We start from the raw sequence: 23,242 nt of genomic DNA, 5'->3' as shown, positions 1-23,242 counted from the left end.
TTTCTCCGTTGTGCCGCTCAGGCCGCGCGCAGGAAGAGGCGAGGCGTGTTTGCAGCTATGATCTGTCTGGGGCTGTGTGCGTTGAGCGAAAGCCGGCAACCGGCGCCTGCAACCGCAGGCGTAGCTACCCGCGCAAATCCATCGTGGACGATGCGCAGATGCGTGCCGCCCGACAGGGTGCGGTCGAGCGTGAAGGTGACGATGCTATCCATTGGGCTGTCCAGCGGGCTGGCAAGCGGATCCGCTGCGTTGCCAGGCGCCGGCCGCTCCCGCCAGGAATAACGCAGCAGGCGTTCGGGCTCGGCGTCCAGGATTTCGCACTCGATCTGACCATCAGCCTTAGCAAAGGCAAAGCGGCCGCCGATCTCCGGTTTGATGTCGTTCGGCATCATCCAGGCTGCGAGCAGGTCCGGCACCGTTAGCGCCCGCCATACTTTTTCCGGCGGCTCTGGAAGCTCGCACTCGAACTCGATCGAAGCTGCCGCCATGTCCGAATGCTGTTTTGCCGTCATTGGTCCATATCCTTCAAAACCGCCTTGAGCCTTTCGATACGCTCGGGCCAGAACGCACGGTAGCGCTCGATCCAGCCAAGCAGTGGGTCGAGCCCTTGCGGATCGGCGCGATAATAAGCGTTGCGGCCGGCTCGCCGCTCGGCCACTAGGCCGGCGCCGCGTAGCACTGCGAGATGCTGCGAGACGGCCGGTTGCGATACGGTCATGCCGCTGCGCAGTTCCGATACGGTCATCTCGCCGGCGGCGAGCCGTTCGTAGACGGCACGTCGCGTCGGGTCGGAAAGCGCTCGAAAAATCTCTGCTTCGATCATGGCAGAAGCATAAGTCGACACTTATTGGTTTGGCAAGCGGCGTTTTAGGCTGGCGGTGTTTTAGGCAGGGCGCTGTTTTACAGGCTCGTTAGAAGCCAGCGTCTCACCATCTCGGGGGACCCGTCGAACGTCGCCTCGAAAATTGGCGACGCGAGCACGGCTTGGATATGAAGCGTTTCGGAGTCGGCGTTTCGGAAGCCATGTTTCCTGTGCGCGGGAACAACAAGGGACTGCCCGGGAGTTAAGACCAAACGTTCCTCATCGATCCACATTTCAGCCTTGCCAGCGATCACAGTAAGCACCTCCTCGACCGGGTGCCAATGTGTCGGGGCGCCAACCCAGGGCTCGACCCATTGTTCAAAAATGCAAAGTTGAGTTGCGCCGTTGCGGGCCGAGACGTGCAGCGGGTTTGTACTCCCGCTCGCCACTCTTCTTGCGGCTGGTCCTCATGTGCAACTGTCTTCATTGTGTTCAACCTTCGATCCCGGCGGCCAGATTTCGTGGAATTTCCAGGCCCAAGATACTACTTGTTGCTGACATTCCTTGACAGTAGGGATTGATGAGCCTAGAACAAAAAGAGAACAAAAACCTTGTGGGAAAAGGCAGCCACGGCAGGCGGGGATTGTCCGCAGTCTATAAGGTGAGCGACAGAAATTTTGTTTCGGATGAGCGCGGAGAAGTATCATGGCGGGTAGCGTCAACAAGGTCATTCTGGTGGGCAATCTCGGGGCGGATCCGGAAATCCGCCGTTTGAATTCGGGTGAGCCGGTCGTCAATATCCGCGTCGCCACCTCGGAAAGCTGGCGCGACAAGACTTCCGGCGAGCGCAAGGAAAAGACCGAGTGGCACAGTGTCGTCATCTTCAACGAGCAGCTCGCCAAGGTCGCCGAGCAGTATCTGAAGAAGGGCGCGAAGGTTTATGTCGAGGGCCAGTTGCAGACGCGCAAATGGCAGGACCAGACCGGCAATGACCGCTACACGACCGAAATCGTGGTGCAGAAATTCCGTGGCGACCTGCAGATGCTCGACGCACGCGGGCAGGGCGAGGGCGGTCAGGTCGGCAGCTATACCGGTAGCGGCAGCAGCCGCGGTTCCGATTTTGGCCAGTCCGGCCCGGGCGAGAGTTTCAATCGCGGCGGCGGTGGCGGCAACAAGGGTGGCGGCGGTTCGTCGCGCGAACTGGACGACGAGATTCCGTTCTGATCGCTCGGAGCGAACGGCTCTGCGCGAGCTGACAACGCCAGCTATTTGAGGCCACGCATTGGCGTCCCGAAAATCTGTCTTGGATTTTCGGGACGTTGTGCGTTTGAGTAGTGCGCGGTGAAAGGACGTATCAGATGAAAGCACGGGTCAAATGGGTCGAGGAGCGCACTTTTGTCGGCGAGTCCGGCAGCGGTCACAAGGTGGTGCTGGGGACTGCGTTCGGACCGGAAGGCAAGACGCCGGGACCAAGCCCGATGGAGCTGGTACTGCTCGGCACTGGCGGCTGCTCGGCCTATGATGTGGTCCACATCCTCGAAAAGGGGCGCGAGGCGGTCGAAGACTGCGTGGTCGAACTCGACGCCGACCGGGCGGAGAAGGAGCCGCGGGTGTTCACCCGCATCCATATGCGCTTCATCGTCAAGGGCCGCGCGCTTTCGCGCGACAAGGTGAAACGGGCGATCGACCTGTCGATCGAAAAATACTGCTCAGCCACGGCGATGTTGGCCAAGACTGCCGAGATGACCCACGACTTCGAAGTCATCGACACCACGGCTAAGTAGGATAGCACCCAGTGGCGGCGGTTCGTCGTGCGAGCTGGGCGCGCCGAAAATGACGGCCTCGGCAATCAAGCGCGAGGCCGCTTTCATTTTCATACCGCCATCAGCGCCTTGATGCCGTCGGCGACGAACTGCACGGCGAGCGCCGCCAGGATGACACCGAGCAGCCGTGTCAGGATCGAGCGGCCGGTCTGACCGAGGACCCGGTCGATGCGCTCGGCCAGCACAAACACCAGGTAGGTGATCACAAGGCAGATCGCGATGATGCCGACAAGGGCTGCCTGCGCGCCAAAACCCGGAAAAGAGCCGGACAGCAGGACCGTCGCTGAAATCGCGCCCGGACCGGCGATCAGCGGGATCGCCAGTGGAAAGGCGGCGATGTTGTGGATCATGTCCTTGGTGATGGCGACGTCGCCGATCTTCTCCTTGCGGTCCTGCCGGCGCTCGAACACCATTTCGAAGGCGATGAAGAACAGCAGGAACCCGCCGGCGACGCGGAACGCCGGCAGCGTGATGCCGAACACCGACAGGATCGATGCGCCGGCGATTGCAAACAGCGCCATCACCAGGAATGCGATGATCGAGGCGCGCACGGAAACCTGGTTGCGCTCCTCGCGGTTCATGCCGCGCGTCACGGCGAGGAAGAGCGGCGCCAGGCCAGGCGGGTCGATGGTCACGAGGATGGTGACGAAGGCGTTGAACAGGCTGTCGAAGCTCGGCATCTCTGACCCTCCCGCCGGGCGCGCCCGAACACCGGCATTGGTAGAGCAAAGCAGGGTCAGAGGAAACCGTGCGGTCAACTGTTGGTTGCGCGTTGCGCCAGGAACTCGACTTCGAGCCGCCAGGTCGCGCCGTCGTCCTGCGAGCGTTCGCCCAGCCAGCGGAAGGAGTTTTCGGTAATCCGGGAAAAGCTCCAGCGCACCGAAGCGCCGGTGCCGTCAGCGCCTTGCTGGATGATGGTGTCGCCCTCGGCACGGCCGAGCTGGCGGCTGTAATACTGGGTGCGCGGATCGCTCCAGAAGATATGCCAGGCGTCGACGCCGGGGTCATAGATGCGCAGTGTCGTGCCATAGAAGGTCCATTTGCCGAGGGAACTCTGTGGGCCAGTGTTCCGCGCGGGCAGGATCCATACGTCCTGGATCGCGCGGCCCTCGAGCACCCAGCCGAAATGCACCTCGCCACGCCCGGTCAGCAGCTGGCCGTCTTCGAGATGGCGCGTGGCGTCGAATGTCCAGGCGCCGACGAAACGGCCGTAAAGATCCAGTTTCTCGGCAAAGTTTGCGGCTGGCCCGTCGCTGTGCAGGGCTTCGGCAAAGGAGGATGAATTGAACATGGTTGTGGTCTCTTCTTGTCAGGAGCCCCATCTTGTCAGGAGAATGGGATGAGTACGCCGGGCCAGGCTTCTTGCGCTTGGGAAAAATTGCTATGTTTCGGCCATGACGACGAGCGTGCATACACTGGCGTCCGGAAAAGGCTGGCAGGTGTCGGACGTGGTCTGCACTGCCGGCGTCGCTGATCGCCCGTTCGAGGAAGAGCATCGCAACTTCTGCGTCGCCGTGGTCACCAATGGCACCTTCCGCTACCGCGCAAGCCAGGGCACGGCGATGCTGACGCCGGGCGCGCTTCTGCTCGGCAACCCTGGCACCTGCTACGAGTGTGGGCACGAGCATGGCGTCGGCGACCGCTGCATCTCCTATCATTTCAGCCCGGCCTATATGGAACAGATCGTCGCCGACACGCCGGGCACGAAGAAGCTGGCCTTCGAGACGCCGCGGCTGCCGCCGTTACCGGCGCTGGCACCGCTGCTGGCCGAGGCGGAAGCCGCACGCGAGATGGCCGACATCGAGGCGTTCGAGGAACTCGGTTTGCGGATTGCCGGCGCAGCCGTTGCCTCCGGTATCACGCCTGCTGCCCAGGCGCCGAGCCGCCGCGACCAGAAACGTGTCGCGGAGGCAGTGCGGCGCATTGAGCTGGATGCCGACCGGCCGGTCTCGCTTGCTGCGCTTGCAAGCGAGACGGCGACCAGCCCGTATCATTTCCTCCGCACGTTCCGACGCATCGCGGGCATGACGCCATACCAGTTCCTGCTGAAAACCCGCCTGCACAGGGCGGCGGTGCGGCTGCGCATGTCGGACGAGCCAATCTCGATGATCGCCTTCGAGGCAGGGTTCAACGATTTGTCGACCTTCAATCGCCGTTTCCGGCGCGTGATGGGCGAGGCGCCCGGCGCCTATCGGCTCCAGCGGCGAGGCGATAAATTGCTTAACGCATCTGCCGTTCCGGCTTTGTGAAGCAAATTGGCCTGACAATGAGCTTTGCCGCGACAGCCACGAAAAAGCGCCTCGGCCATATCGTCGCAATCAGTGATATCCTTTTGAAATCACCACAAAAATCGCCACTGGAAAACGACCGCGGACATTGGAGTTTCGACCCGGCTTCCTATATAAGCACCGAGTGATTCCCGATTAGATTGTGACCTGATTTGACCGACCAGAAGACACCGCGCGGCGCCGACGGCGGCCCGACCGGCATCGAGCCGATATCCATCATCGAGGAGATGCAGCGCTCCTATCTCGATTACGCCATGAGCGTGATCGTCAGCCGTGCGCTGCCCGACGTGCGCGACGGGCTGAAGCCGGTGCATCGCCGCATCCTCTATGCCGCCCATGAGAGTGGCTACCACTGGAACCGCAAATATGTGAAGTCGGCGCGCCCGGTCGCCGACGTGATGGGTAAATACCATCCGCATGGCGACGCCTCGATCTACGACGCCTTGGTGCGCATGGCGCAGGACTGGTCGCTGCGCGTGCCGCTGATCGACGGGCAGGGCAATTTCGGCTCGATCGACGGTGATCCGCCGGCGGCGATGCGTTATACCGAATCGCGGCTGACCAAGGTCGCGCATGAGTTGCTGGAAGACATCGACAAGGACACCGTTGATTTCCAGGACACTTATGATGCGTCCGGCAGCGAGCCGAAAGTCCTGCCGGCGCGCTTCCCAAACCTGTTGGTCAATGGCTCCGGCGGTATCGCCGTCGGCATGGCCACCAACATCCCGCCGCACAATCTGGGCGAGGTCTGCAACGGCGCCATTGCCCTCATCGACAATCCGGCGATCGACCTGCCGGCGCTGATGGAGATCATTCCAGGGCCGGATTTCCCGACCGGCGGCATCGTGCTCGGCCGCTCCGGCATCTACAGCGCCTATTCGACAGGCCGCGGTTCCATCGTCATGCGCGGCCGCGTCAACGTCGAGGCGCGCGGCAACGACCGTGAATCGATCGTCATCACCGAGGTTCCCTACCAGGTGAACAAGTCGTCGATGATCGAGAAGATGGCCGAGCTTGTGCGCGACAAGCGCATCGAGGGCATTTCCGACATTCGCGACGAGAGCGACCGCCAAGGCTACCGCGTCGTCATCGAACTGAAGCGCGATGCGGTCGCCGACGTCATCCTCAACCAGCTCTACCGGTTTACGCCGCTGCAGACGTCTTTCGGCGCCAATATGGTGGCGCTGAACGGCGGCAAGCCGGAATTGCTGACGCTGACCGACATGCTGAAGGCGTTCGTCGCCTTCCGCGAGGACGTGATCAGCCGGCGCACGAAATTCCTGCTGCGCAAGGCGCGCGACCGCGCCCATGTGCTGGTCGGCCTTGCCATTGCCGTTGCCAACATCGACGAGGTCATCAAGCTGATCCGCAGCGCGCCGGACCCGCAGACGGCGCGCGAGCAGTTGATGGAGCGGCGCTGGCCCTCGGGCGACGTCGAATCGCTGATCCTGCTGATCGACGATCCGCGCCACCGCATCAATGAGGACGGCACCTACAATCTGTCCGAGGAACAGGCCCGCGCCATCCTCGAACTGCGCCTGCAGCGGCTGACCGCGCTCGGCCGCGACGAAATCGCCGACGAGTTGAACACGATCGGCGACGAGATCAAGGATTACCTGGACATCCTGTCGTCCCGAGCCCGCATTCAGCAGATCGTCAAGGACGAGCTTGCCGCCGTGCGCGACGAGTTCGGCACGCCGCGCCGCACCGAACTCTCAGAGGGCGGGGCCGATATGGAAGACGAGGACCTGATCCAGCGCGAGGACATGGTCGTGACGGTCAGCCATTCCGGCTACATCAAGCGTGTGCCGCTGTCGCTCTACCGGGCGCAGCGCCGCGGCGGCAAGGGCCGCTCCGGCATGTCGACCAAGGAAGAGGATTTCGTCACCCGGCTGTTCGTCGCCAACACGCACACGCCGGTGCTGTTCTTCTCCTCGCGTGGCATCGTCTACAAGGAAAAGGTCTGGCGCCTGCCGAGCGGCAATCCGCAGTCGCGCGGCAAGGCGCTGATCAACATGCTGCCGCTGGAGCAGGGCGAACGCATCACCACCATTATGCCGCTGCCCGAGGACGAGACCAGCTGGGGCGAGCTCGACGTGATGTTCGCCACGACGCGCGGCACGGTGCGCCGTAACAAGCTGTCGGACTTCGTCCAGGTCAACCGCAACGGCAAGATCGCCATGAAGCTGGAAGAGGAAGGCGACGAGATTCTCGGCGTCGAGACCTGCACCGACAGTGACGACGTGCTTCTGACCGCAAGCTCCGGCCAGTGCATCCGCTTCTCGGTCAGCGACGTGCGCGTCTTTCAGAGCCGCAATTCGGTCGGCGTGCGCGGCATCGCCATGGCTGCCACCGACCGGGTAATCTCGATGGCGGTGATCGAACATGTTGACGCGCCACCGGCCGAGCGCGCCGCCTATCTCAAGCGGGTGGCGGCCGAAAGGCGGCTCGCCGCCGGCATTGCGGCGGGCGAGGACGAAGATATCCAGCTCACCAATGAGGAGGTCGGCGAGGAGACGGAGCTTTCCGACGAGCGCTATGAATTCCTCAACGCACACGAGCAGTTCGTGCTGACGGTGACGGAATATGGCTACGGCAAGCGTTCGTCTTCCTATGATTTCCGCCTCACAGGGCGCGGCGGCAAGGGTATCCGTGCCACCGATGTGTCGAAAGTGGCTGAGATCGGCCGCCTGGTGGCGACTTTCCCGGTCGGCAATGACGATCAGATCATGCTTGTCTCGGACGGCGGCACCGTCATCCGCGTGCCGGTCAACGGCATTCGTTTCGCCAGCCGCGCCACCAAGGGCGTGACCATCTTCAACACGGCTGACGGCGAGAAGGTCGTTTCGGTGGAGCGGATATCGGAACCGCAGTCGGATGAGGAAGCCGAAGAGAGTGTCGAGGGCGATGCCGGCCCGGATGCCGGTGCTGAAGGCGCTGGCCCGGACAACAACGCCGACTAGACCTTGATTGGGGAGTGCCGGCCCGATGGGTCCGGCGCCGTCAACAAATAGCGGCCGGTTCAGAAGTGGCGATAAGGCTTGCGGATACCGAAGCCTTCGAACCGTTTGGTATTGGCCTTGGCGCGGACACGCCCTGCTTCCTGATGCAGCCCGAATACGGTGGCTATCAGCATGGCGACGGTCATTGCGGCGGCGAGCATGTAGATCAGCATGTGCGTGTTCTCCTGCACCTAGCAACGATTAAATGGGGTTTTGGTTTCATCTTCTGAAGCTGCAACCTGGTGAACGCTGCGTGAAGCCTTCGTGATCGGCCCATTCATTGGTCGTTCATCTCGGCCAAAAGGTTCACTCAAAGCGCATCGCGATTAACGTGGCTCAGCCGATGCGGGTCAGGCCCGAGGGCATGCTTTTGCGGCGACATGCATTGGCGGCTCGCTGATCGGATTGCCTTTGCGAGAGAGGCTCGCTAGAAGCACCCTGCCATGACAGAACGCATCGCCCTTTATGCCGGCTCTTTCGACCCGCCGACCAACGGCCATCTCGACGTGCTGAAGGCGTCGCTGGCCGTGGCGGACACCGTGTATGCGGCGATAGGCACTCATCCCGGCAAAAAGCCGCTGTTTTCCTTCGAGGAACGGGTCGGCCTCATCGAAGCAGCGACGAAGGCCGAATTCGGCCGCGACGGCGCGCGCATCAAGGTTGTCGCTTTCGACGGGCTGGTCATCGAGGCGGCCAGGAAGCAGGGCGCCTCGATCATGATCCGCGGCCTGCGCGACGGCACCGATCTCGACTACGAGATGCAGATGGCCGGCATGAACGAGACAATGGCGCCGGAACTGCAGACGGTTTTTCTGCCCGCCAGCCCTTCGGTGCGAACCATTACCGCCACACTTGTCCGTCAGATAGCCTCGATGGGAGGCGACATCCGCCCCTTCGTGCCGGCGGCTGTGGCCGGCGCACTTACCGCCAAATTCGCGAAATAACGCATGTCGCCCAAACGTGGAACCCGGTTTTGGGACAACGACATGCACGAAACAAAGGTTTTCGGAGAAATATCCATGCAGCTCAAAAGGCTCGCCACCTGCTTTGTCGTTGTTTTCGGTCTTGTGGCTGCGTCTGTTTCGGCGTTCGCCGCCGATCCGGAAAACACCATGATCATCACTCTGAAGGGCGGCGACGTGACCATCGCGCTCAGGCCCGATCTCGCGCCGAAGCATGTCGAGCAGATCAAGAAGCTGGTGCGTCAGGGCGCTTACGACAATGTGGCTTTCCACCGCGTCATCGACGGCTTCATGGCGCAGACCGGCGACGTGAAGTTCGGCAACATGAAGAACGGCTTCAACGCCGATGCTGTCGGTACCGGCGGTTCCGATCTTCCCGACCTGCCGGCCGAATTCTCGACGTCCGAGCGCTACGAGCGCGGCGTGGTCGGCATGGCCCGCTCGCAGGACCCGGATTCCGCCAATTCGCAGTTCTTCATCATGTTCGCGCCGGCGCCGCCGCTCGATGGCCAGTACACCATTGTCGGTAATGTCGAGAAAGGCATGGAGTTGGTGGACCAGATAAAGAAAGGCGACGAGGCGCAGAACGGGGTCGTCACCGGTCCCGATCGCATGATCAAGGTGCGCATCGCCGCCGACGGCAAGTAAACCCATTTGTTTCAAAGGATATTCTGACATGGCCGAGATCAAGGACCGCGAGAACGCGCTCATCATGGAAACGACCAAGGGCAAGGTCGTCATCGAACTGTTTCCCGATCTGGCACCCGGCCATGTCGGCCGTATCAAGGAACTGGCGCGCGAAGGCGCTTATGACGGCGTGGTGTTCCACCGCGTCATCGACGGCTTCATGGCGCAGACCGGGGACGTGAAATTCGGCAATTCCAGCAAGCCCACTTTCGCACCGTCGCGCGCCGGCACCGGCGGCTCCGACAAGCCCGACCTGAAGGCGGAGTTCTCCAACGCCAATCACGGCCGCGGCACCTGCTCGATGGCACGCTCGCAGAACCCGAACTCGGCCAACTCGCAGTTCTTCATCTGCTTCGACGATGCCGCCTTCCTCAACCGCCAATACACGGTCTGGGGCCAGGTCATCGAAGGCATGGACAATGTCGACAAGATCAAGCGCGGCGAGCCGGTGCCGGATCCTGACAAGATCGTGTCGCTGAAGGTGGCGGCCGACGTAAAATGACCTACCGGGCTGTCGCGGCGATCACTCTGATGCTTGTCGCGGCGGCTACTCCGGCGCTGGCGACAGAATCGATTGTTTGCAGCGCTGAAGGCGACGCGGCATCGATCGACGTCCTGATGGGGCACACTGCCGTCATCGCGGTTGCGCGCGTATGGCTTGATGCCGGCGGCAGGAACTGGACCACCGACGGTCAGCCGGGTTCGACGAAAGTCATCGTCGGACAGGCATTCGAGGACGACCAGCACATGGCGATCGATCTCACCGATGAGGGCATCAGCTCGATCGTAGCCAAATTGCGACTGGTCAAGGCCAGCGAACAGTCCAATTTCGCAATGGGCGGCACGCTGAGCATCGACGGTGTTGGCGCCTGGGCGGTGACCTGCCCGGAATTTTGAGGCGGGGTTTTCTTGCGCGTCGATCTATTCGACTTTGATCTGCCGGAGGAGCGCATCGCGCTTCGACCGGCGGAACCGCGCGACAGCGCCAAAATGCTGGTTGTCAGACCGGGTAAGGGACTTGAGGACCGGACGGTGCGCGAGCTGCCGTCCCTGCTCGAGACCGGTGACGTGCTGGTCTTCAACGATACCAAGGTCATCCCGGCGCAGCTGAAAGGCATCAGGCGGCGCGGCGAAGCAGCGGCGCAGGTCGAAGCCACGCTGCACATGCGGGTGGCTCCCGACCGCTGGCTGGCTTTCATGCGGCCGGGCAAGCGCATCGCCGTTGGCGACCGCATCCATTTCGGCCATGACGCCAATTCCTGCTTTCTCGGCCAGCTCGATGCCACGGTGATCGAGAAGGGCGAGGCCGGCGAGGCTTTGCTCGGTTTTGACCTCTCAGGTCCGTTTCTCGATGAGGCGTTGCACGCCGTCGGCCACATTCCGCTGCCGCCTTACATCGCTTCGAAGCGCGACGACGACGAACGCGACCGCAGCGACTACCAGACCATCTATGCCAGGGAGGAGGGGGCTGTGGCGGCACCCACTGCCGGCCTGCATTTCACGCCCGAGCTTTTCGCCGCTCTCGATGCCAAAGGCGTCGAGCGGCGCTTCGTCACCCTGCATGTCGGCGCCGGCACGTTCCTGCCGGTGAAAGTCGACGACACCGCCGACCACAAGATGCATGCCGAGATCGGTTCTGTCAGCCCGGAAACAGCCGCGGCGCTCAACGCGGCGAAGGCGCGCGGTGGGCGCATCATCGCCGTCGGTACGACGTCGCTGCGCCTGCTGGAGAGCGCCACGCGGGAGGACAGCACATTGGCCGGATGGTCGGGTCCGACCGACATCTTCATCACGCCCGGCTATCGTTTCAAGGCCGCCGACATGCTGATGACCAATTTCCATCTACCGCGCTCAACGCTGTTCATGCTGGTTTCGGCGTTTTGCGGTCTGAAAACAATGCGTGCGGCCTATGCACATGCCATCGAGACCCGCTACAGGTTCTACTCCTACGGAGATGCAAGCCTTCTGTTCAAAGAGGAGAACGATGGACGCGCGCCCGGTATACGACAAGAATTCAATGACTAAGGCGTTCACCTTCGAGGTGCTGGCGACCGACGGCAAAGCGCGGCGCGGCTCCATCACCATGCCGCGCGGAGAAATCCGCACGCCGGCCTTCATGCCGGTCGGCACCGGCGGCACGGTCAAGACCATGTATATGGATCAGGTGCGCGGCGTCGGCTCGGATATCATCCTGGGCAACACCTATCATCTGATGCTGCGGCCCGGCGCCGAACGTGTGGCGCGGCTTGGCGGCCTGCATGAATTCGCCCGCTGGCCGCACCCAATCCTGACCGACAGCGGCGGCTTCCAGGTGATGTCGCTGTCGAAGCTGAGGAAACTGACCGAAAAGGGCGTTACCTTCCGCTCGCATATCGACGGCGCCGCCCATGAGATGTCGCCCGAGCGCTCGATCGAGATCCAAGGGCTGCTCGATTCCGACATCCAGATGCAGCTCGACGAATGCACCGCGCTGCCGGCCATGGAGAAGGAGATCGAGCGGGCGATGGAGCTGTCGCTGCGCTGGGCCGAGCGTTGCAAGACGGCGTTCGGCGACCAGTCCGGGAAGGCAATGTTTGGCATCGTCCAGGGCGGCGACATACCGGCCCTGCGGCTGCGCTCGGCGCAGGCGCTGAAAGCGATGGACCTCAAGGGCTATGCGATCGGCGGGCTGGCGGTCGGCGAGCCGCAAGCGGTGATGCTCGAAATGCTCGACATCAGCTGCCCGGAGCTGCCCGCCGACAGGCCGCGTTATCTGATGGGTGTCGGCACGCCTGACGACATATTGAAATCGGTGGCGCGCGGCATCGACATGTTCGATTGCGTGATGCCGACACGCGCCGGCCGCCATGGCCTCGCCTATACAAGGCGCGGCAAGGTCAATCTGCGCAACGCCCGCCATGCCGACGATCCGCGTCCGCTCGACGAGGAAAGCGACTGCCCGGCCGCCAGAGATTATTCACGCGCCTATCTGCACCATCTGGTCCGCTCGCAAGAGGCGCTGGGGGCGATGCTTCTGACCTGGAACAATCTTTCCTACTATCAGAAGCTGATGCAGGACATTCGTGCCGCCATCGACGCCGGCGCCTTCGAGGCGCGGGCGGCGGAAATTTCCGAGGGCTGGGCGAGGGGCGATATCCCGGCGATGTGATCGAGCGCTCAGGTGCTCAGCGAAGTGCCGCGCGCAGGTTGCAGCCAGTGATGTGGGAACTGCCGTCGGGTAATCCTTGCCGTCCGGCCCGACGATCAGCGGGCGCGAACATTTCGGCGATTGGCTGCACTTAAGTCGGGTTCCGCCTGAGCGCCGTCCTGATGCTTGAAAGCCGGGCGGCAGTCTGCCACAAGGGCCGATTATGCGTGCAAGCTTGAGCAGGACCGGGCAATGAAGGCATTTTTCGTGCAGATAAAGTGCGATCTGGGCAAGTCCTATGACGTTGCCGGCGCGTTGGCCGATGCCGAGATCGCCTCGGAAATCTACTCGACAGCCGGCGACTACGATCTGCTCGCCAAATTCTATGTCGACGACGAGGAAGACATCGGCCATTTCGTCAACGAGAAGGTGCAGATTCTTCCAGGTATCAAGGACACGTTTACAGTCGTCACCTTCCGCGCGTTCTGAGAGACCGTTTGGAAACTCTACTCTGGCGGCCATCTGATGGCGTTTTCTGCGCTTCCGGCCTTCGCCGGCCGAAGCACTTATGAGCGGTCGTGGCAGTTAAAGCTACGGCCGGCGTAGGCCGGTGCTCACGGACTAGCGCATGACCCCGGAAACCGATTTCGGTTTCCGGAAAGGATCATGCGCAAATGCAAAGTGTTAGAGCGTCCTTTGCGCGTCCAATTGGACGCGCAGCGCTCTAATGTCCGCTGCGCGCCGGTTCTCGAAACCACCACCATATGACTCGCCAGAGCGAATTTCGAAACAGTCTCTGAGCGGCGCCTGCCACCTGCCCGGGCACGAGGCAAAGCCTGACCCAGCCATATCGGCGCTGCCCTATTTTTAGGCAGGTCGCGACATACTGGTCGCCGGCATCCTCCAAATCACCGATTGCGCTTGATTTTCTCGCGTGACGCCAGTGAAATGGCCTCACAGGGGAGTATGCGATTGCCAGCGTTCGACGAAATGCTTCCGGAAATCTCCGGATTGAGAAAACCGTATTCGGCTTACGACCGCTGGCTGAAGGAGCAGGATCCGGCCAGGCTTAGCGAGAAGATGCAGGACGCCGAACGCGTCTTTCGCAAGACCGGCATCACCTTTGCCGTCTATGGCGAGCAGGAAGCCTCCGAACGCCTTATTCCCTTCGATATCGTTCCGCGCATCATTTCCGGCAATGAATGGCGACGGCTGACGCAAGGCATCGAGCAGCGCGTCCAAGCGCTGAACGCCTTTCTCGACGATATCTACCACCGTCAGGAGATCTTGCGCGCCGGGCGCGTCCCCAAGGAATTGATCGCCAAGAACGAGGCGTTCCTGCCGGAGATGATCGGAGTGCGGCCGCCGGCCGGCGTCTACACCCATATCATCGGCGTCGATATCGTGCGCATCAGCGAGAACGAATTCTACGTGCTGGAGGACAATGCGCGCACGCCGTCCGGCGTCTCCTACATGCTGGAGAACCGCGAGACGATGATGCAGCTCTTTCCCGAGCTGTTCCAGCAGATCAAGGTGCGGCCGGTGGAAAACTATCCGCAGCTCTTGCGCCAGTCGCTGGCGGCGGTGCGACCGCTGAGCACCAAGGGTGCGCCGACCATTGCCGTGCTGACGCCGGGCAGCTTCAACTCCGCCTATTTCGAACATGCCTTCCTTGCCGACCAGATGGGCGTGCAGCTTGTCGAGGGGCAGGATCTGCGCGTCGTCGATGGCCACGTCGCGATGCGTACGACCGAAGGCTACAAGCAGATCGACGTGCTTTATCGAAGGGTGGACGATTCTTTCCTCGATCCGCTGACCTTCCGTCCGGACTCAGCACTTGGCGTGCCGGGCATCATGGATGTCTACCGCGCCGGCAACATCACCATCGCCAATGCGCCGGGAACCGGCATCGCCGATGACAAGGCGATCTATTCCTACATGCCCGAGATCGTCGAATTCTACACCGGCCGCAAGGCAATCCTCGGCAACATCCCGACCTGGCGCTGCTCGGAGCCGGACAGCCTGAAATACGTGCTCGAACATATCGACGAGCTGGTGGTGAAGGAGGTGCACGGCTCCGGCGGCTACGGCATGCTGGTCGGGCCGGCGGCGACCAAGAAGGAATGCGAGGACTTTTCCAAAAAACTTGCGGCAAAACCGTCGAACTACATCGCCCAGCCGACGCTGGCGCTGTCGACCTGTCCGATCCTGACCGACAAAGGGCTGGCGCCGCGCCATGTCGACCTCAGGCCCTACGTGCTGGTTTCCGACCGCATCCAGATCGTGCCGGGCGGGCTGACGCGCGTGGCGCTGAAGGAGGGCTCGCTGGTGGTCAATTCGTCCCAGGGCGGCGGCACCAAGGATACGTGGGTGCTGGATGATTAGAGTGGGAAGTAGCGAGTAGGCAATAGCGAGTAGCGAATAGGGGGTGTGCGACGGCGATCAATTCTTACAGGGACCTGATTGTTTGGAAGGCAGCCATCGAATTGGCGGTAGATTGCTATTCCGTGACGACAGCGTTCCCGAGCAAGGAAGCATACGGAATGACCTCTCAGATAAGGCGCTCGGCGGCGTCAATCGCAGCAAACATCGCGGAGGGTCACGGACGAGAAAATACGGGAGCCTTCATTCAATTTCTGCGCATTGCTCAAGGTTCTCTCAAAGAATTGGAAACGCACCTGATCTTGTCCGGGAGAGTGGGCTTGCTGGTCGAGAAAGAGGGTGGTCGGTTGCTTAACCAAACCGAGGAGATCGGGAAAAATGTTGCGTTCGATGATCAGGAGTCTGCAACAAAAGTCATGAAGTCCTTTTTCCCTTATTCGCTATTCCCTATTCGCTACTCGCTCGACATCGAGGCAAGTTGACATGCTTCTCGGCCGCACCGCCAACGGGCTCTACTGGATGAACCGCTATATCGAACGGGCGGAAAACATGGCGCGGCTGGTCGATGCCGGGCTGCGCATGGCGCTGACCCGCACCCAGAACGCCTCCGAAGAGTGGAATTCGGTGCTGCTCAGCGCCGGCTCGGACGCCGCCTTCACGCAGAAATATTCCGACTATACCGCCGCCAATGTCGCGGATTTCCTGCTGCGCGACACATCGAACCCGTCGAGCACGATGGTGTCGATCGAGACGGCCCGCAACAACGCCCGCATGGTGCGCACCGCGCTGACCCGCGAAACCTGGGAAAGCATCAACGAGGCCTGGATGTCGCTGAAGCGCATGCTGGCCAAGCCGATCGACGAACGCGACCTGCCCAGCGTGCTCGACGCGATCAAGCGCGAAACGGCGCTGATCCGCGGTTCGTTCTACGGCACCATGCTGCGCAACGAGATATTCGATTTCTCGCAGCTCGGCACCTATGTCGAACGCGCCGACAACACGGCGCGCATCCTGGACGTGAAATATTACGTGCTGTTGCCGTCGATTTCGTGGGTCGGCTCGACGCTCGACAATTACCAGTGGGAATCGATCCTGCGATCGGTGTCGGCGCACCGCTCCTATCGCTGGGTCTACGAGGCAGACTACAAGCCGAGCAACATCGCCGACTATCTGATCCTCAATGTTCGCATGCCGCGCTCGCTGACCTTCTGCTATCGTTTCCTGACGGAGCATCTCAGATTCCTGGGCGACGATTATGGCGAGCGCCATGCCTGTCATGCGACAGCCGGCAAGACCCAGGCCATGCTGACGGCCGGCTCGATCAAGGACATATTCGACGCCGGCCTGCATGAATTCCTGGCCAATTTCATTCGCGATAACACCAGGCTCGGCGACGAGATCGCGCAGGACTACAGGTTCTATTGAGCATGATCCCGGAAAGTGAAAGCCTGTTTCCGGAAAAGATCATGCTCAGGGGACGAGAGCAATGCGGCTGAGGATCACCCACCGGACCGAATACCGCTACGATGCGCCGGTGCACTATCTGTTGCAGCGGTTACGGCTGCTTCCGGTCAGCGGGCCGACGCAGACCGTTTTGTCCTGGGCGCTGACGATCGAAGGGGCGCGCGAGGAAGTTCGCTTCACCGACCATTTCGGCAACGACACGCGGCTGTTGAGCGTCGAAGGCGACCACGATTTCATCACCGTCGAGGCATCAGGCGAGGTGGTGACACGCGACACATCCGGCGTCTCCGGGCCACATCAGGGTTTCGCGCCGCTCTGGCTGTTTGGCCATGAAACCCCGTTGACCACGGTCGGCAGCGGCATTCGCGAACTCGCGGCCTCGGTCGGCGAGGGGACCGATATCGAAAGATTGCACCGGCTGATGGCGGTGATCGGCGAGCGCGTCGCCTATACGCCGGGCACCACCAATGCGGCGACGCCGGCCGAGGACGCGCTGGCGCTCAAGACCGGCGTCTGCCAGGACCACAGCCACATCTTTGCCGCCGCCGCACGCGCCATTGGCTTTCCGGCCCGCTACGTCAGCGGTTATTTGATGATGGATGCTGCGGTCGAGCAGGCGGCTAGCCATGCCTGGGCCGAGGCGCATGTTGCGGGCCTTGGCTGGGTCGCGTTCGACGTCGCCAACGGCATTTCGCCCGACGAACGCTATGTAAAGGTGGCGACCGGCCGTGATTACCGCGACGCCACGCCCGTATCAGGAATTCGGCTGGGACAAGCGGAAGAACAGCTTGCGGTCATCGTCACCGTGGAGCAGTAATCCACGGCAAGATTGCCGCCAAAGAGATTCGATGACCTATTGCGTCGGCCTGAAGATCGATCGTGGGCTCGTGTTCATGTCTGACACGCGTACCAATGCCGGCATGGATTCAATCTCGACCTTCAAGAAGATGCATGTCTGGGAGGAGCCGGGCGAGCGCGTCATCGTGCTGATGTCGGCCGGCAATCTGGCGACGACGCAGGCCGTCGTCAGTTTGCTCGACGAACGCACCAAGGCGGTGGCCGATCGCCACGCGACGCTGCTCGAAACGCCTTCTATGTACCAGACGGTACGGATGGTCGGCGACACCGTCAAGGAAGTCATCGCCAGTTCGTCGCCGGCGGGCGAGAAGGCCGATTCCTATTTCAATGCCTCTTTTATCCTCGGCGGCCAGATCAAGGGCAGCGCGCCGCGGCTGTTCATGATCTATCCGGAAGGCAATTTCATCGAATCCACCGACGACACGCCGTTTTTCCAGATCGGCGAGACCAAATACGGCAAGCCGATCATCATCCGCGCCTATGAAAAGACGATGAGTTTCGCCGAGACGGTGAAACTGCTGCTGGTGTCGTTCGACTCGACGCTGAAATCAAACCTGTCGGTGGGTCTGCCGCTCGACCTGCTGTTCTATGAAAAGGACGCCTTCAAGGTCAGCCTGAAGAAGCGGATAGCCCAGGACGATCAATACTACCGCACCATCTCGGACGGCTGGTCGAATGCACTGAAGGCTGCTTTTGCGAGCCTGCCCGATTTTCCCGAATGAAAGCCTCCGTTTTTCGTGCTCTTTGATTGCTGGGCTCGATGCGACGGAGAGGAAAATGAATAGCAGCGAATTCCGGGAATGGTCGCTGTACGCGGCCGAATGGGGTGCCGACTACAGAAGCACACTTCGCGAAAGGCCGGTGCGGCCGCTTGTCGAACCGGGCGAAATCTCTAGAAGCATCGATGTCTCGCCGCCGGAAAAAGGCGAAACGATGCAGGCAATCTTCGCCGACTTCGAGCAAAAAATCCTGCCGGGCATGACGCATTGGCAGCATCCGCGCTTCTTCGCCTACTTCCCGGCCAATGCCGCACCAGCTTCCGTGGTGGCCGAATATCTGGTCTCGGTGATGGCCGCGCAATGCATGCTCTGGCAGACCTCGCCGGCAGCGACCGAACTCGAGACGCGCGTCGTCGACTGGATGCGTCAGGCGCTTGGCCTGCCGGAAGGGTTTTCCGGCGTCATGCAGGATTCGGCATCGTCGGCGACGCTTGCCGCCGTGCTGACCATGCGCGAGCGCGCGCTCAACTGGCAGGGCAACAAGAAGGGCCTGCAGGGCCAGCCGATATTGCGCGTCTATTCTTCCGACCAGGTCCATACTTCCATCGACCGGGCAATCTGGGTATCGGGCATCGGCGAGGACAATCTCGTGCGCATTCCGGTTGCCGGCCGCCTTCGCGCCATGGATGTCACAGCCCTCGAAGCGGCGATCGTCGCCGACCGGGATGCCGGCATGCTGCCGGCCGGCATCATCGCTTGTGTCGGCGGCACCAGCACCGGCGGCACCGATGACATCGCCGGCGTCGCCGCAGTGGCAAAGCGGTACGGGCTCTATCTGCATGTCGATGCCGCCTGGGCCGGATCGGCGATGATATGTCCGGAATACCGGCATTTCTGGGCGGGCGTGGAGGAGGCGGATTCCATCGTCTTCAACCCACACAAATGGCTGGGCGCGCAGTTCGACTGCTCGATGCAGTTCATCCGCCGACCGGAAGACCTGGTGCGGACGCTCGCCATCAAGCCGGATTACCTGAAGACGCATGGACGCGACGGCATCATCAACTATTCCGAATGGTCGGTGCCGCTCGGGCGGCGCTTTCGCGCACTGAAACTGTGGTTCCTGCTGCGCGCACACGGGCTGGAAAATCTGCGGACCATGATCCGCAGCCATGTCGCCTGGAGCGAAGGTCTTGCCGCCCGGCTGGCCAGGGAACCGGATTTCGAGATCGTCACGGAACCGATGCTGTCGCTGTTTTCGTTCCGGCATCTGGCGGCGGCCGGCATCGATTCGGACGAACACAACCTGCGACTGGTCAATGCGATCAACGACGATGGCCGCATCTACCTGACGCAGACACGGGTGGACGGGCAGATCGCGATCCGCTTTCAGGTCGGTCAGTTCGAGACGACGGCGGCGGATGTCGACACCGCTTTCGAGGTCATCACCGAAATCGCCCGCGGGCTGGCCTGAAATTGATCGGCAAAGTTGCGTCGAGGTTTGTCTTTGGACGCATGTAATTTCGTTAGCCGGCTCATACCTTTTCATCACTTTCGTTTTCCGCTATAGACAAGAAAAACGAAAACGGGAGGTCCCAATGTATCTGTCGCCGCGTCATTCCGAAATCATCCAGATGGCCAAGGACAATGGCCGCGTGCTGGTCGACGATCTGGCGACGCATTTCAACGTGACGCCGCAGACCATTCGCAAGGATCTTAACGATTTGTGCGACCAGCGGCTGCTATCGCGCGTTCATGGCGGGGCGCTGTTCCCATCCGGCATCGAGAACATGGAATATGAGGCACGGCGCAAGATCGCCGCCGATGAGAAGGAGGCGATCGGCCGCGCAGCAGCCAGGCTGATCCCGGACAATGCCTCGCTGTTCATCAATATTGGCACCACGACGGAGTCGGTCAGCAAGGCGCTCCTTGATCACAGCGGCCTGATGGTCATCACCAATAACATCAATGTTGCCAACAGGATGCGCATATATCCTTCGATCGAAGTGGTGATCGCCGGCGGCGTCGTGCGCGGCTCAGACGGTGGCGTGGTCGGCGAGGCGGCGGTTGATTTCATCAGGCAGTTCAAGGTCGACTACGCGGTGATCGGCGCCTCGGCGATCGACCATGACGGCGCGCTGCTCGATTTCGATTTTCGTGAAGTGAAGGTGGCGCAGGCGATCATCGCCAATGCCCGGCATGTCATCCTCGTTTCCGACCAGACCAAGTTCGAACGGACAGCGCCGGTCCGCATCGGCCATCTGTCGCAGGTCAACACCTTCATCACCGACCGCTGCGACATCCCGTCGGTGCGCAAGATCTGCCAGGAGGCAGAGGTTCAACTGATCGAAACGTCGCTCTCCTAGTGGGTGCCGTTGCGGCAATTGTCGCCGTTTATATTTCGTTTGACATTCGTTCTCATTTCGAAATAATCCCATCACGGTTTCGTAAAAACCTAAAAATGCTGCAATGCGAAATCCGGGAGGACTGTTGTGAGCGCACCCCCGATCCATGACATCTTCGTCATCGGTGGCGGTATCAACGGCTGCGGCATCGCCCGCGATGCGGTTGGGCGCGGCTTCTCGGTCTTCCTTGCCGAAATGAACGATCTGGCCAGCGGCACTTCCTCCGGCTCGACCAAGCTAATCCATGGCGGCTTGCGCTATCTTGAGTTCTACGAGTTCCGCCTGGTGCGCGAAGCGTTGATGGAACGCGAGGTTCTCTGGAAAAACGCGCCGCACATCATCTGGCCGATGCGCTTCGTGCTGCCCTACTCCAAGGGCCTGCGCCCGGCTTGGCTGATCAGGCTCGGCCTTTTCCTTTACGACCACATCGGCGGGCGCAAATTGCTGCCGGCGACCAAGACGCTGGACATGGCAAAGGACCCGGCCGGCAAGCCGCTGAAGCCGTTGTTTCGAAAGGCCTTCGAATATTCCGACGGCTGGGTCAACGATGCGCGGCTGGTGGCGTTGAACGCCCGGGACGCCGCCGATCGCGGCGCAACGATCCGAACCCGCACGAAAGTCATCAGCGCACGCCGTGAAGGCGAGTTTTGGGCGGTCAGGCTGGAAAACATGCAGACCGGGGACACCGATGAGGTCAAGGCGCGGCTTTTGGTCAACGCCGCCGGTCCATGGGTCGACCACGTGCTGTCCGCTACGGTCGGCTTGCACGATGTGCACAATGTCCGGCTGGTACAGGGCAGCCATATCGTCATCGGCAAGAAGTTCGACGATCCGCGCGCCTATTTCTTCCAGAACAAGGATGGCCGCATCATCTTTGCTATCCCCTACGAGGAAGAGTTCACGCTGATCGGCACCACCGACCAGGACTATTCTGGCGACCCGCACGACGTGAAGATCAGCGATGCCGAGATCGATTATCTCTGTGCTGCGGCGAGCGAATATTTCGCGCAACCGGTCAAGCGTTCGGACATCGTCTGGACCTATTCCGCCGTGCGCCCGCTTTATGACGACGGCGCCTCGAAGGCGCAGGAAGCGACCCGCGATTATGTTCTGAAGACCGACGGCGGCGATGGCACGGCGCCGATCATCAACACCTTCGGCGGCAAGATCACCACCTATCGCCGGCTATCGGAATCGATGCTCGAGAAAATCGAGGGTTTTCTCGGCAAGCGCGGCAAACCGTGGACGGCAAACGCGTCGCTGCCGGGCGGCGATTTCCCGGCCAGCGGCTTCGACGCCGAAGTGGCGAAACTGAAGACGGCCTATCCGTTCCTCGATGCGCGTCTGGCGCGCCGCCTGACCCGGCTTTACGGGACTCGCGCAAGGATGCTGCTGGGCCTCGCCAGGTCGAATGCCGACCTTGGCCGCAACTTTGGCGCCGATCTCTACGAGGCCGAGGTGCGCTACCTCGTTCAAAATGAATGGGCGATGACGGCCGAAGATGTATTGTGGCGCAGGACCAAGCACGGCCTGCATCTGAGCCGCGAGCAGGCGGCAGCGCTCGACGAATTCATGCGCGGGATAAGCCGGCGCCATGTCGCGGCTGCCGAATAGTGATGCAGAAAGCCTGGGAGGAGGCATCATGCTGGAACTGAGAAACGTCACGAAGACGATCGGCGCGACGGAGCATATACGCGACGTGTCGCTGACGCTCCAGCACGGCTCGCTCAACGTCCTTCTTGGACCGACGCTTTCCGGCAAGACCAGCCTGATGCGGCTGATGGCCGGCCTTGATGTGCCGACATCCGGTTCGGTCTGGTTCGATGGCAAGGATGTCACCGGCATCCCGGTGCAGAAGCGCAACGTCGCCATGGTCTACCAGCAGTTCATCAACTATCCGGCGATGACCGTTTACGAGAACATCGCCTCGCCGCTGAGGGTGGCCGGGACCCAGCGGGCAAAGATCGACAAGGAGGTGCGCGATGCCGCAGCCCTTCTCAAGCTGACGCCCTTCCTCGACCGCACACCGCTCAGCCTCTCCGGCGGCCAGCAGCAGCGCACCGCGCTGGCGCGCGCCATCGTCAAGAACGCCAGCCTCGTGCTGCTCGACGAGCCGCTCGCCAACCTCGACTACAAGCTGCGCGAGGAGTTGCGCGCGGAATTGCCGAAGATCTTCGCGGCGACCGGCACCATATTCGTCTACGCCACGACGGAGCCGCACGAAGCCTTGCTGCTCGGCGGCAACACGGCGACGCTTTCCGAAGGCCGCATCACCCAGTTCGGCCCGACGATCGACGTCTTCCGCAGGCCGAACGACCTCGTCACGGCCAAGACATTCGCCGATCCGCCGCTCAACACGATCGTGCTGAAGAAGAGCGGTTCGAGCTTCCTTCTTGATGGTGGGGTGGACCTCCCGGTGCCGGCTGAACTCGCCGGTATTGCCGATACGAGTTACACGATCGGCTTCCAGCCCCACCATCTCTCTCTTGCCCGGCCGAGCCCGTCGGCGGTTCCGGTGAAAGCCAAGGTCTCGGTGACCGAGATCACCGGTTCTGAAAGCTTTGTGCATCTCGACTTCGCCGATGTCCGCTGGGTGATGCTGGAGCACGGCATCCTGGTGTTCGAGCCGGACCAGACCATCGAGGTGTTCATCGATCCGCGGCACATCATGGTTTTCGACGCGAACGGCCGCTCGGCCGCGCCGCCACAGATGCTGGCGGCTTGAG

At 61.6% G+C, this 23,242-nt stretch carries 25 protein-coding genes and 1 pseudogene; 20 read left to right on the top strand and 6 right to left on the bottom strand.

All coding sequences use genetic code 11. The features are described 5' to 3' along the window. Positions 1–17: 17 nt before the first annotated feature. The 3 genes from AC0L3N_RS09775 to AC0L3N_RS09765 form a co-directional block, all read right to left on the bottom strand. On the bottom strand, positions 18–512 hold the full coding sequence (locus tag AC0L3N_RS09775; RefSeq protein ID WP_473547371.1) for an SRPBCC family protein: 495 nt from the start codon (positions 510–512) through the stop codon (positions 18–20). Further along, positions 509–823 (bottom strand): ArsR/SmtB family transcription factor, encoded by a 315-nt coding sequence (locus AC0L3N_RS09770; RefSeq protein ID WP_095492810.1) that lies wholly within the window; start codon positions 821–823, stop codon positions 509–511. The genes AC0L3N_RS09775 and AC0L3N_RS09770 overlap by 4 nt, the downstream gene beginning before the upstream one ends. A gap of 77 nt (positions 824–900) precedes the next feature. Continuing rightward, positions 901–1,116, bottom strand: coding sequence for a cupin domain-containing protein (locus tag AC0L3N_RS09765; protein ID WP_473547368.1), 216 nt, complete (start codon positions 1,114–1,116; stop codon positions 901–903). Between the two features lie 391 nt (positions 1,117–1,507). On the opposite strand from AC0L3N_RS09765, the gene ssb reads away from it, so the two are divergent. Together ssb and AC0L3N_RS09755 are read left to right on the top strand one after the other, a co-directional pair. After that, on the top strand, positions 1,508–2,026 hold the full coding sequence (gene ssb / locus AC0L3N_RS09760) for a single-stranded DNA-binding protein (protein ID WP_473547366.1): 519 nt from the start codon (positions 1,508–1,510) through the stop codon (positions 2,024–2,026). Positions 2,027–2,160: 134 nt separating this feature from the next. Continuing rightward, positions 2,161–2,586, top strand: a complete 426-nt coding sequence (locus AC0L3N_RS09755; protein ID WP_473547364.1) for an OsmC family protein — start codon at positions 2,161–2,163, stop codon at positions 2,584–2,586. Positions 2,587–2,675: 89 nt separating this feature from the next. Here AC0L3N_RS09755 and AC0L3N_RS09750 read toward each other — a convergent pair whose 3' ends face one another. Further along, positions 2,676–3,305: a MarC family protein gene (locus AC0L3N_RS09750; RefSeq protein ID WP_473547363.1), complete on the bottom strand. Its 630-nt coding sequence runs from the start codon at positions 3,303–3,305 to the stop codon at positions 2,676–2,678. 74 nt (positions 3,306–3,379) lie between these two features. Further along, positions 3,380–3,916 (bottom strand): hypothetical protein, encoded by a 537-nt coding sequence (locus tag AC0L3N_RS09745; protein ID WP_473547361.1) that lies wholly within the window; start codon positions 3,914–3,916, stop codon positions 3,380–3,382. A gap of 103 nt (positions 3,917–4,019) precedes the next feature. Here AC0L3N_RS09745 and AC0L3N_RS09740 point away from each other — a divergent pair, with 103 nt between their 5' ends. Together AC0L3N_RS09740 and gyrA are read left to right on the top strand one after the other, a co-directional pair. After that, positions 4,020–4,874 carry a helix-turn-helix transcriptional regulator gene (locus AC0L3N_RS09740; protein ID WP_123145803.1) on the top strand — a complete coding sequence of 285 codons (855 nt, stop codon included), beginning with the start codon at positions 4,020–4,022 and terminating at the stop codon, positions 4,872–4,874. 191 nt (positions 4,875–5,065) lie between these two features. Beyond that, positions 5,066–7,876 carry a DNA gyrase subunit A gene (gene gyrA, locus AC0L3N_RS09735; protein ID WP_473547359.1) on the top strand — a complete coding sequence of 937 codons (2,811 nt, stop codon included), beginning with the start codon at positions 5,066–5,068 and terminating at the stop codon, positions 7,874–7,876. A 59-nt stretch (positions 7,877–7,935) separates the two neighbouring features. On the opposite strand, the gene AC0L3N_RS09730 is transcribed toward gyrA, so the two are convergent. Continuing rightward, on the bottom strand, positions 7,936–8,088 hold the full coding sequence (locus tag AC0L3N_RS09730; RefSeq protein WP_095485300.1) for a hypothetical protein: 153 nt from the start codon (positions 8,086–8,088) through the stop codon (positions 7,936–7,938). 270 nt (positions 8,089–8,358) lie between these two features. On the opposite strand from AC0L3N_RS09730, the gene coaD reads away from it, so the two are divergent. The 16 genes and pseudogenes from coaD (at position 8,359) to AC0L3N_RS09650 (ending at position 23,241) form a co-directional block, all read left to right on the top strand. Then, positions 8,359–8,859: a pantetheine-phosphate adenylyltransferase gene (coaD, locus tag AC0L3N_RS09725; RefSeq protein WP_473547357.1), complete on the top strand. Its 501-nt coding sequence runs from the start codon at positions 8,359–8,361 to the stop codon at positions 8,857–8,859. 75 nt (positions 8,860–8,934) lie between these two features. Further along, complete coding sequence (locus AC0L3N_RS09720) at positions 8,935–9,525, top strand: peptidylprolyl isomerase (protein WP_473547355.1); 591 nt, start codon at positions 8,935–8,937, stop codon at positions 9,523–9,525. A gap of 28 nt (positions 9,526–9,553) precedes the next feature. Then, positions 9,554–10,066 carry a peptidylprolyl isomerase gene (locus AC0L3N_RS09715; RefSeq protein ID WP_095492821.1) on the top strand — a complete coding sequence of 171 codons (513 nt, stop codon included), beginning with the start codon at positions 9,554–9,556 and terminating at the stop codon, positions 10,064–10,066. Continuing rightward, on the top strand, positions 10,063–10,461 hold the full coding sequence (locus AC0L3N_RS09710) for a hypothetical protein (RefSeq protein ID WP_135937499.1): 399 nt from the start codon (positions 10,063–10,065) through the stop codon (positions 10,459–10,461). The genes AC0L3N_RS09715 and AC0L3N_RS09710 overlap by 4 nt, the downstream gene beginning before the upstream one ends. A 12-nt stretch (positions 10,462–10,473) precedes the next feature. Beyond that, the gene (gene queA / locus AC0L3N_RS09705; RefSeq protein ID WP_473547352.1) at positions 10,474–11,589 is read left to right on the top strand and encodes a tRNA preQ1(34) S-adenosylmethionine ribosyltransferase-isomerase QueA; all 1,116 of its coding nucleotides are present in this window, start codon (positions 10,474–10,476) and stop codon (positions 11,587–11,589) included. After that, positions 11,582–12,712: a tRNA guanosine(34) transglycosylase Tgt gene (gene tgt / locus AC0L3N_RS09700; protein ID WP_473547350.1), complete on the top strand. Its 1,131-nt coding sequence runs from the start codon at positions 11,582–11,584 to the stop codon at positions 12,710–12,712. The genes queA and tgt overlap by 8 nt, the downstream gene beginning before the upstream one ends. A 231-nt stretch (positions 12,713–12,943) precedes the next feature. Next, positions 12,944–13,180 (top strand): Lrp/AsnC ligand binding domain-containing protein, encoded by a 237-nt coding sequence (locus AC0L3N_RS09695; RefSeq protein ID WP_095492825.1) that lies wholly within the window; start codon positions 12,944–12,946, stop codon positions 13,178–13,180. 483 nt (positions 13,181–13,663) lie between these two features. Next, positions 13,664–15,076 carry a circularly permuted type 2 ATP-grasp protein gene (locus AC0L3N_RS09690; protein WP_165848376.1) on the top strand — a complete coding sequence of 471 codons (1,413 nt, stop codon included), beginning with the start codon at positions 13,664–13,666 and terminating at the stop codon, positions 15,074–15,076. 101 nt (positions 15,077–15,177) lie between these two features. After that, positions 15,178–15,493 (top strand): annotated as a pseudogene (locus tag AC0L3N_RS09685) (four helix bundle protein). A 63-nt stretch (positions 15,494–15,556) separates the two neighbouring features. Then, positions 15,557–16,498 (top strand): alpha-E domain-containing protein, encoded by a 942-nt coding sequence (locus tag AC0L3N_RS09680; protein WP_473487047.1) that lies wholly within the window; start codon positions 15,557–15,559, stop codon positions 16,496–16,498. 61 nt (positions 16,499–16,559) lie between these two features. Further along, on the top strand, positions 16,560–17,354 hold the full coding sequence (locus AC0L3N_RS09675) for a transglutaminase family protein (protein WP_473547348.1): 795 nt from the start codon (positions 16,560–16,562) through the stop codon (positions 17,352–17,354). Between the two features lie 31 nt (positions 17,355–17,385). After that, positions 17,386–18,117: a proteasome-type protease gene (locus AC0L3N_RS09670; RefSeq protein WP_095492829.1), complete on the top strand. Its 732-nt coding sequence runs from the start codon at positions 17,386–17,388 to the stop codon at positions 18,115–18,117. A 55-nt stretch (positions 18,118–18,172) separates the two neighbouring features. Continuing rightward, positions 18,173–19,585 (top strand): pyridoxal phosphate-dependent decarboxylase family protein, encoded by a 1,413-nt coding sequence (locus AC0L3N_RS09665; protein ID WP_473547346.1) that lies wholly within the window; start codon positions 18,173–18,175, stop codon positions 19,583–19,585. Between the two features lie 124 nt (positions 19,586–19,709). Next, positions 19,710–20,477: a DeoR/GlpR family DNA-binding transcription regulator gene (locus AC0L3N_RS09660; protein ID WP_123145812.1), complete on the top strand. Its 768-nt coding sequence runs from the start codon at positions 19,710–19,712 to the stop codon at positions 20,475–20,477. A 126-nt stretch (positions 20,478–20,603) separates the two neighbouring features. Then, positions 20,604–22,130 carry a glycerol-3-phosphate dehydrogenase gene (glpD, locus tag AC0L3N_RS09655; RefSeq protein ID WP_473547344.1) on the top strand — a complete coding sequence of 509 codons (1,527 nt, stop codon included), beginning with the start codon at positions 20,604–20,606 and terminating at the stop codon, positions 22,128–22,130. A gap of 28 nt (positions 22,131–22,158) precedes the next feature. Next, positions 22,159–23,241, top strand: coding sequence for an ABC transporter ATP-binding protein (locus tag AC0L3N_RS09650; RefSeq protein WP_473547342.1), 1,083 nt, complete (start codon positions 22,159–22,161; stop codon positions 23,239–23,241). The last annotated feature ends 1 nt before the right edge of the window (position 23,242 follow it).

This window comes from Mesorhizobium sp. WSM4807 (genome assembly GCF_055811615.1).
This window is presented reverse-complemented; position numbering and strand designations above follow the sequence as displayed.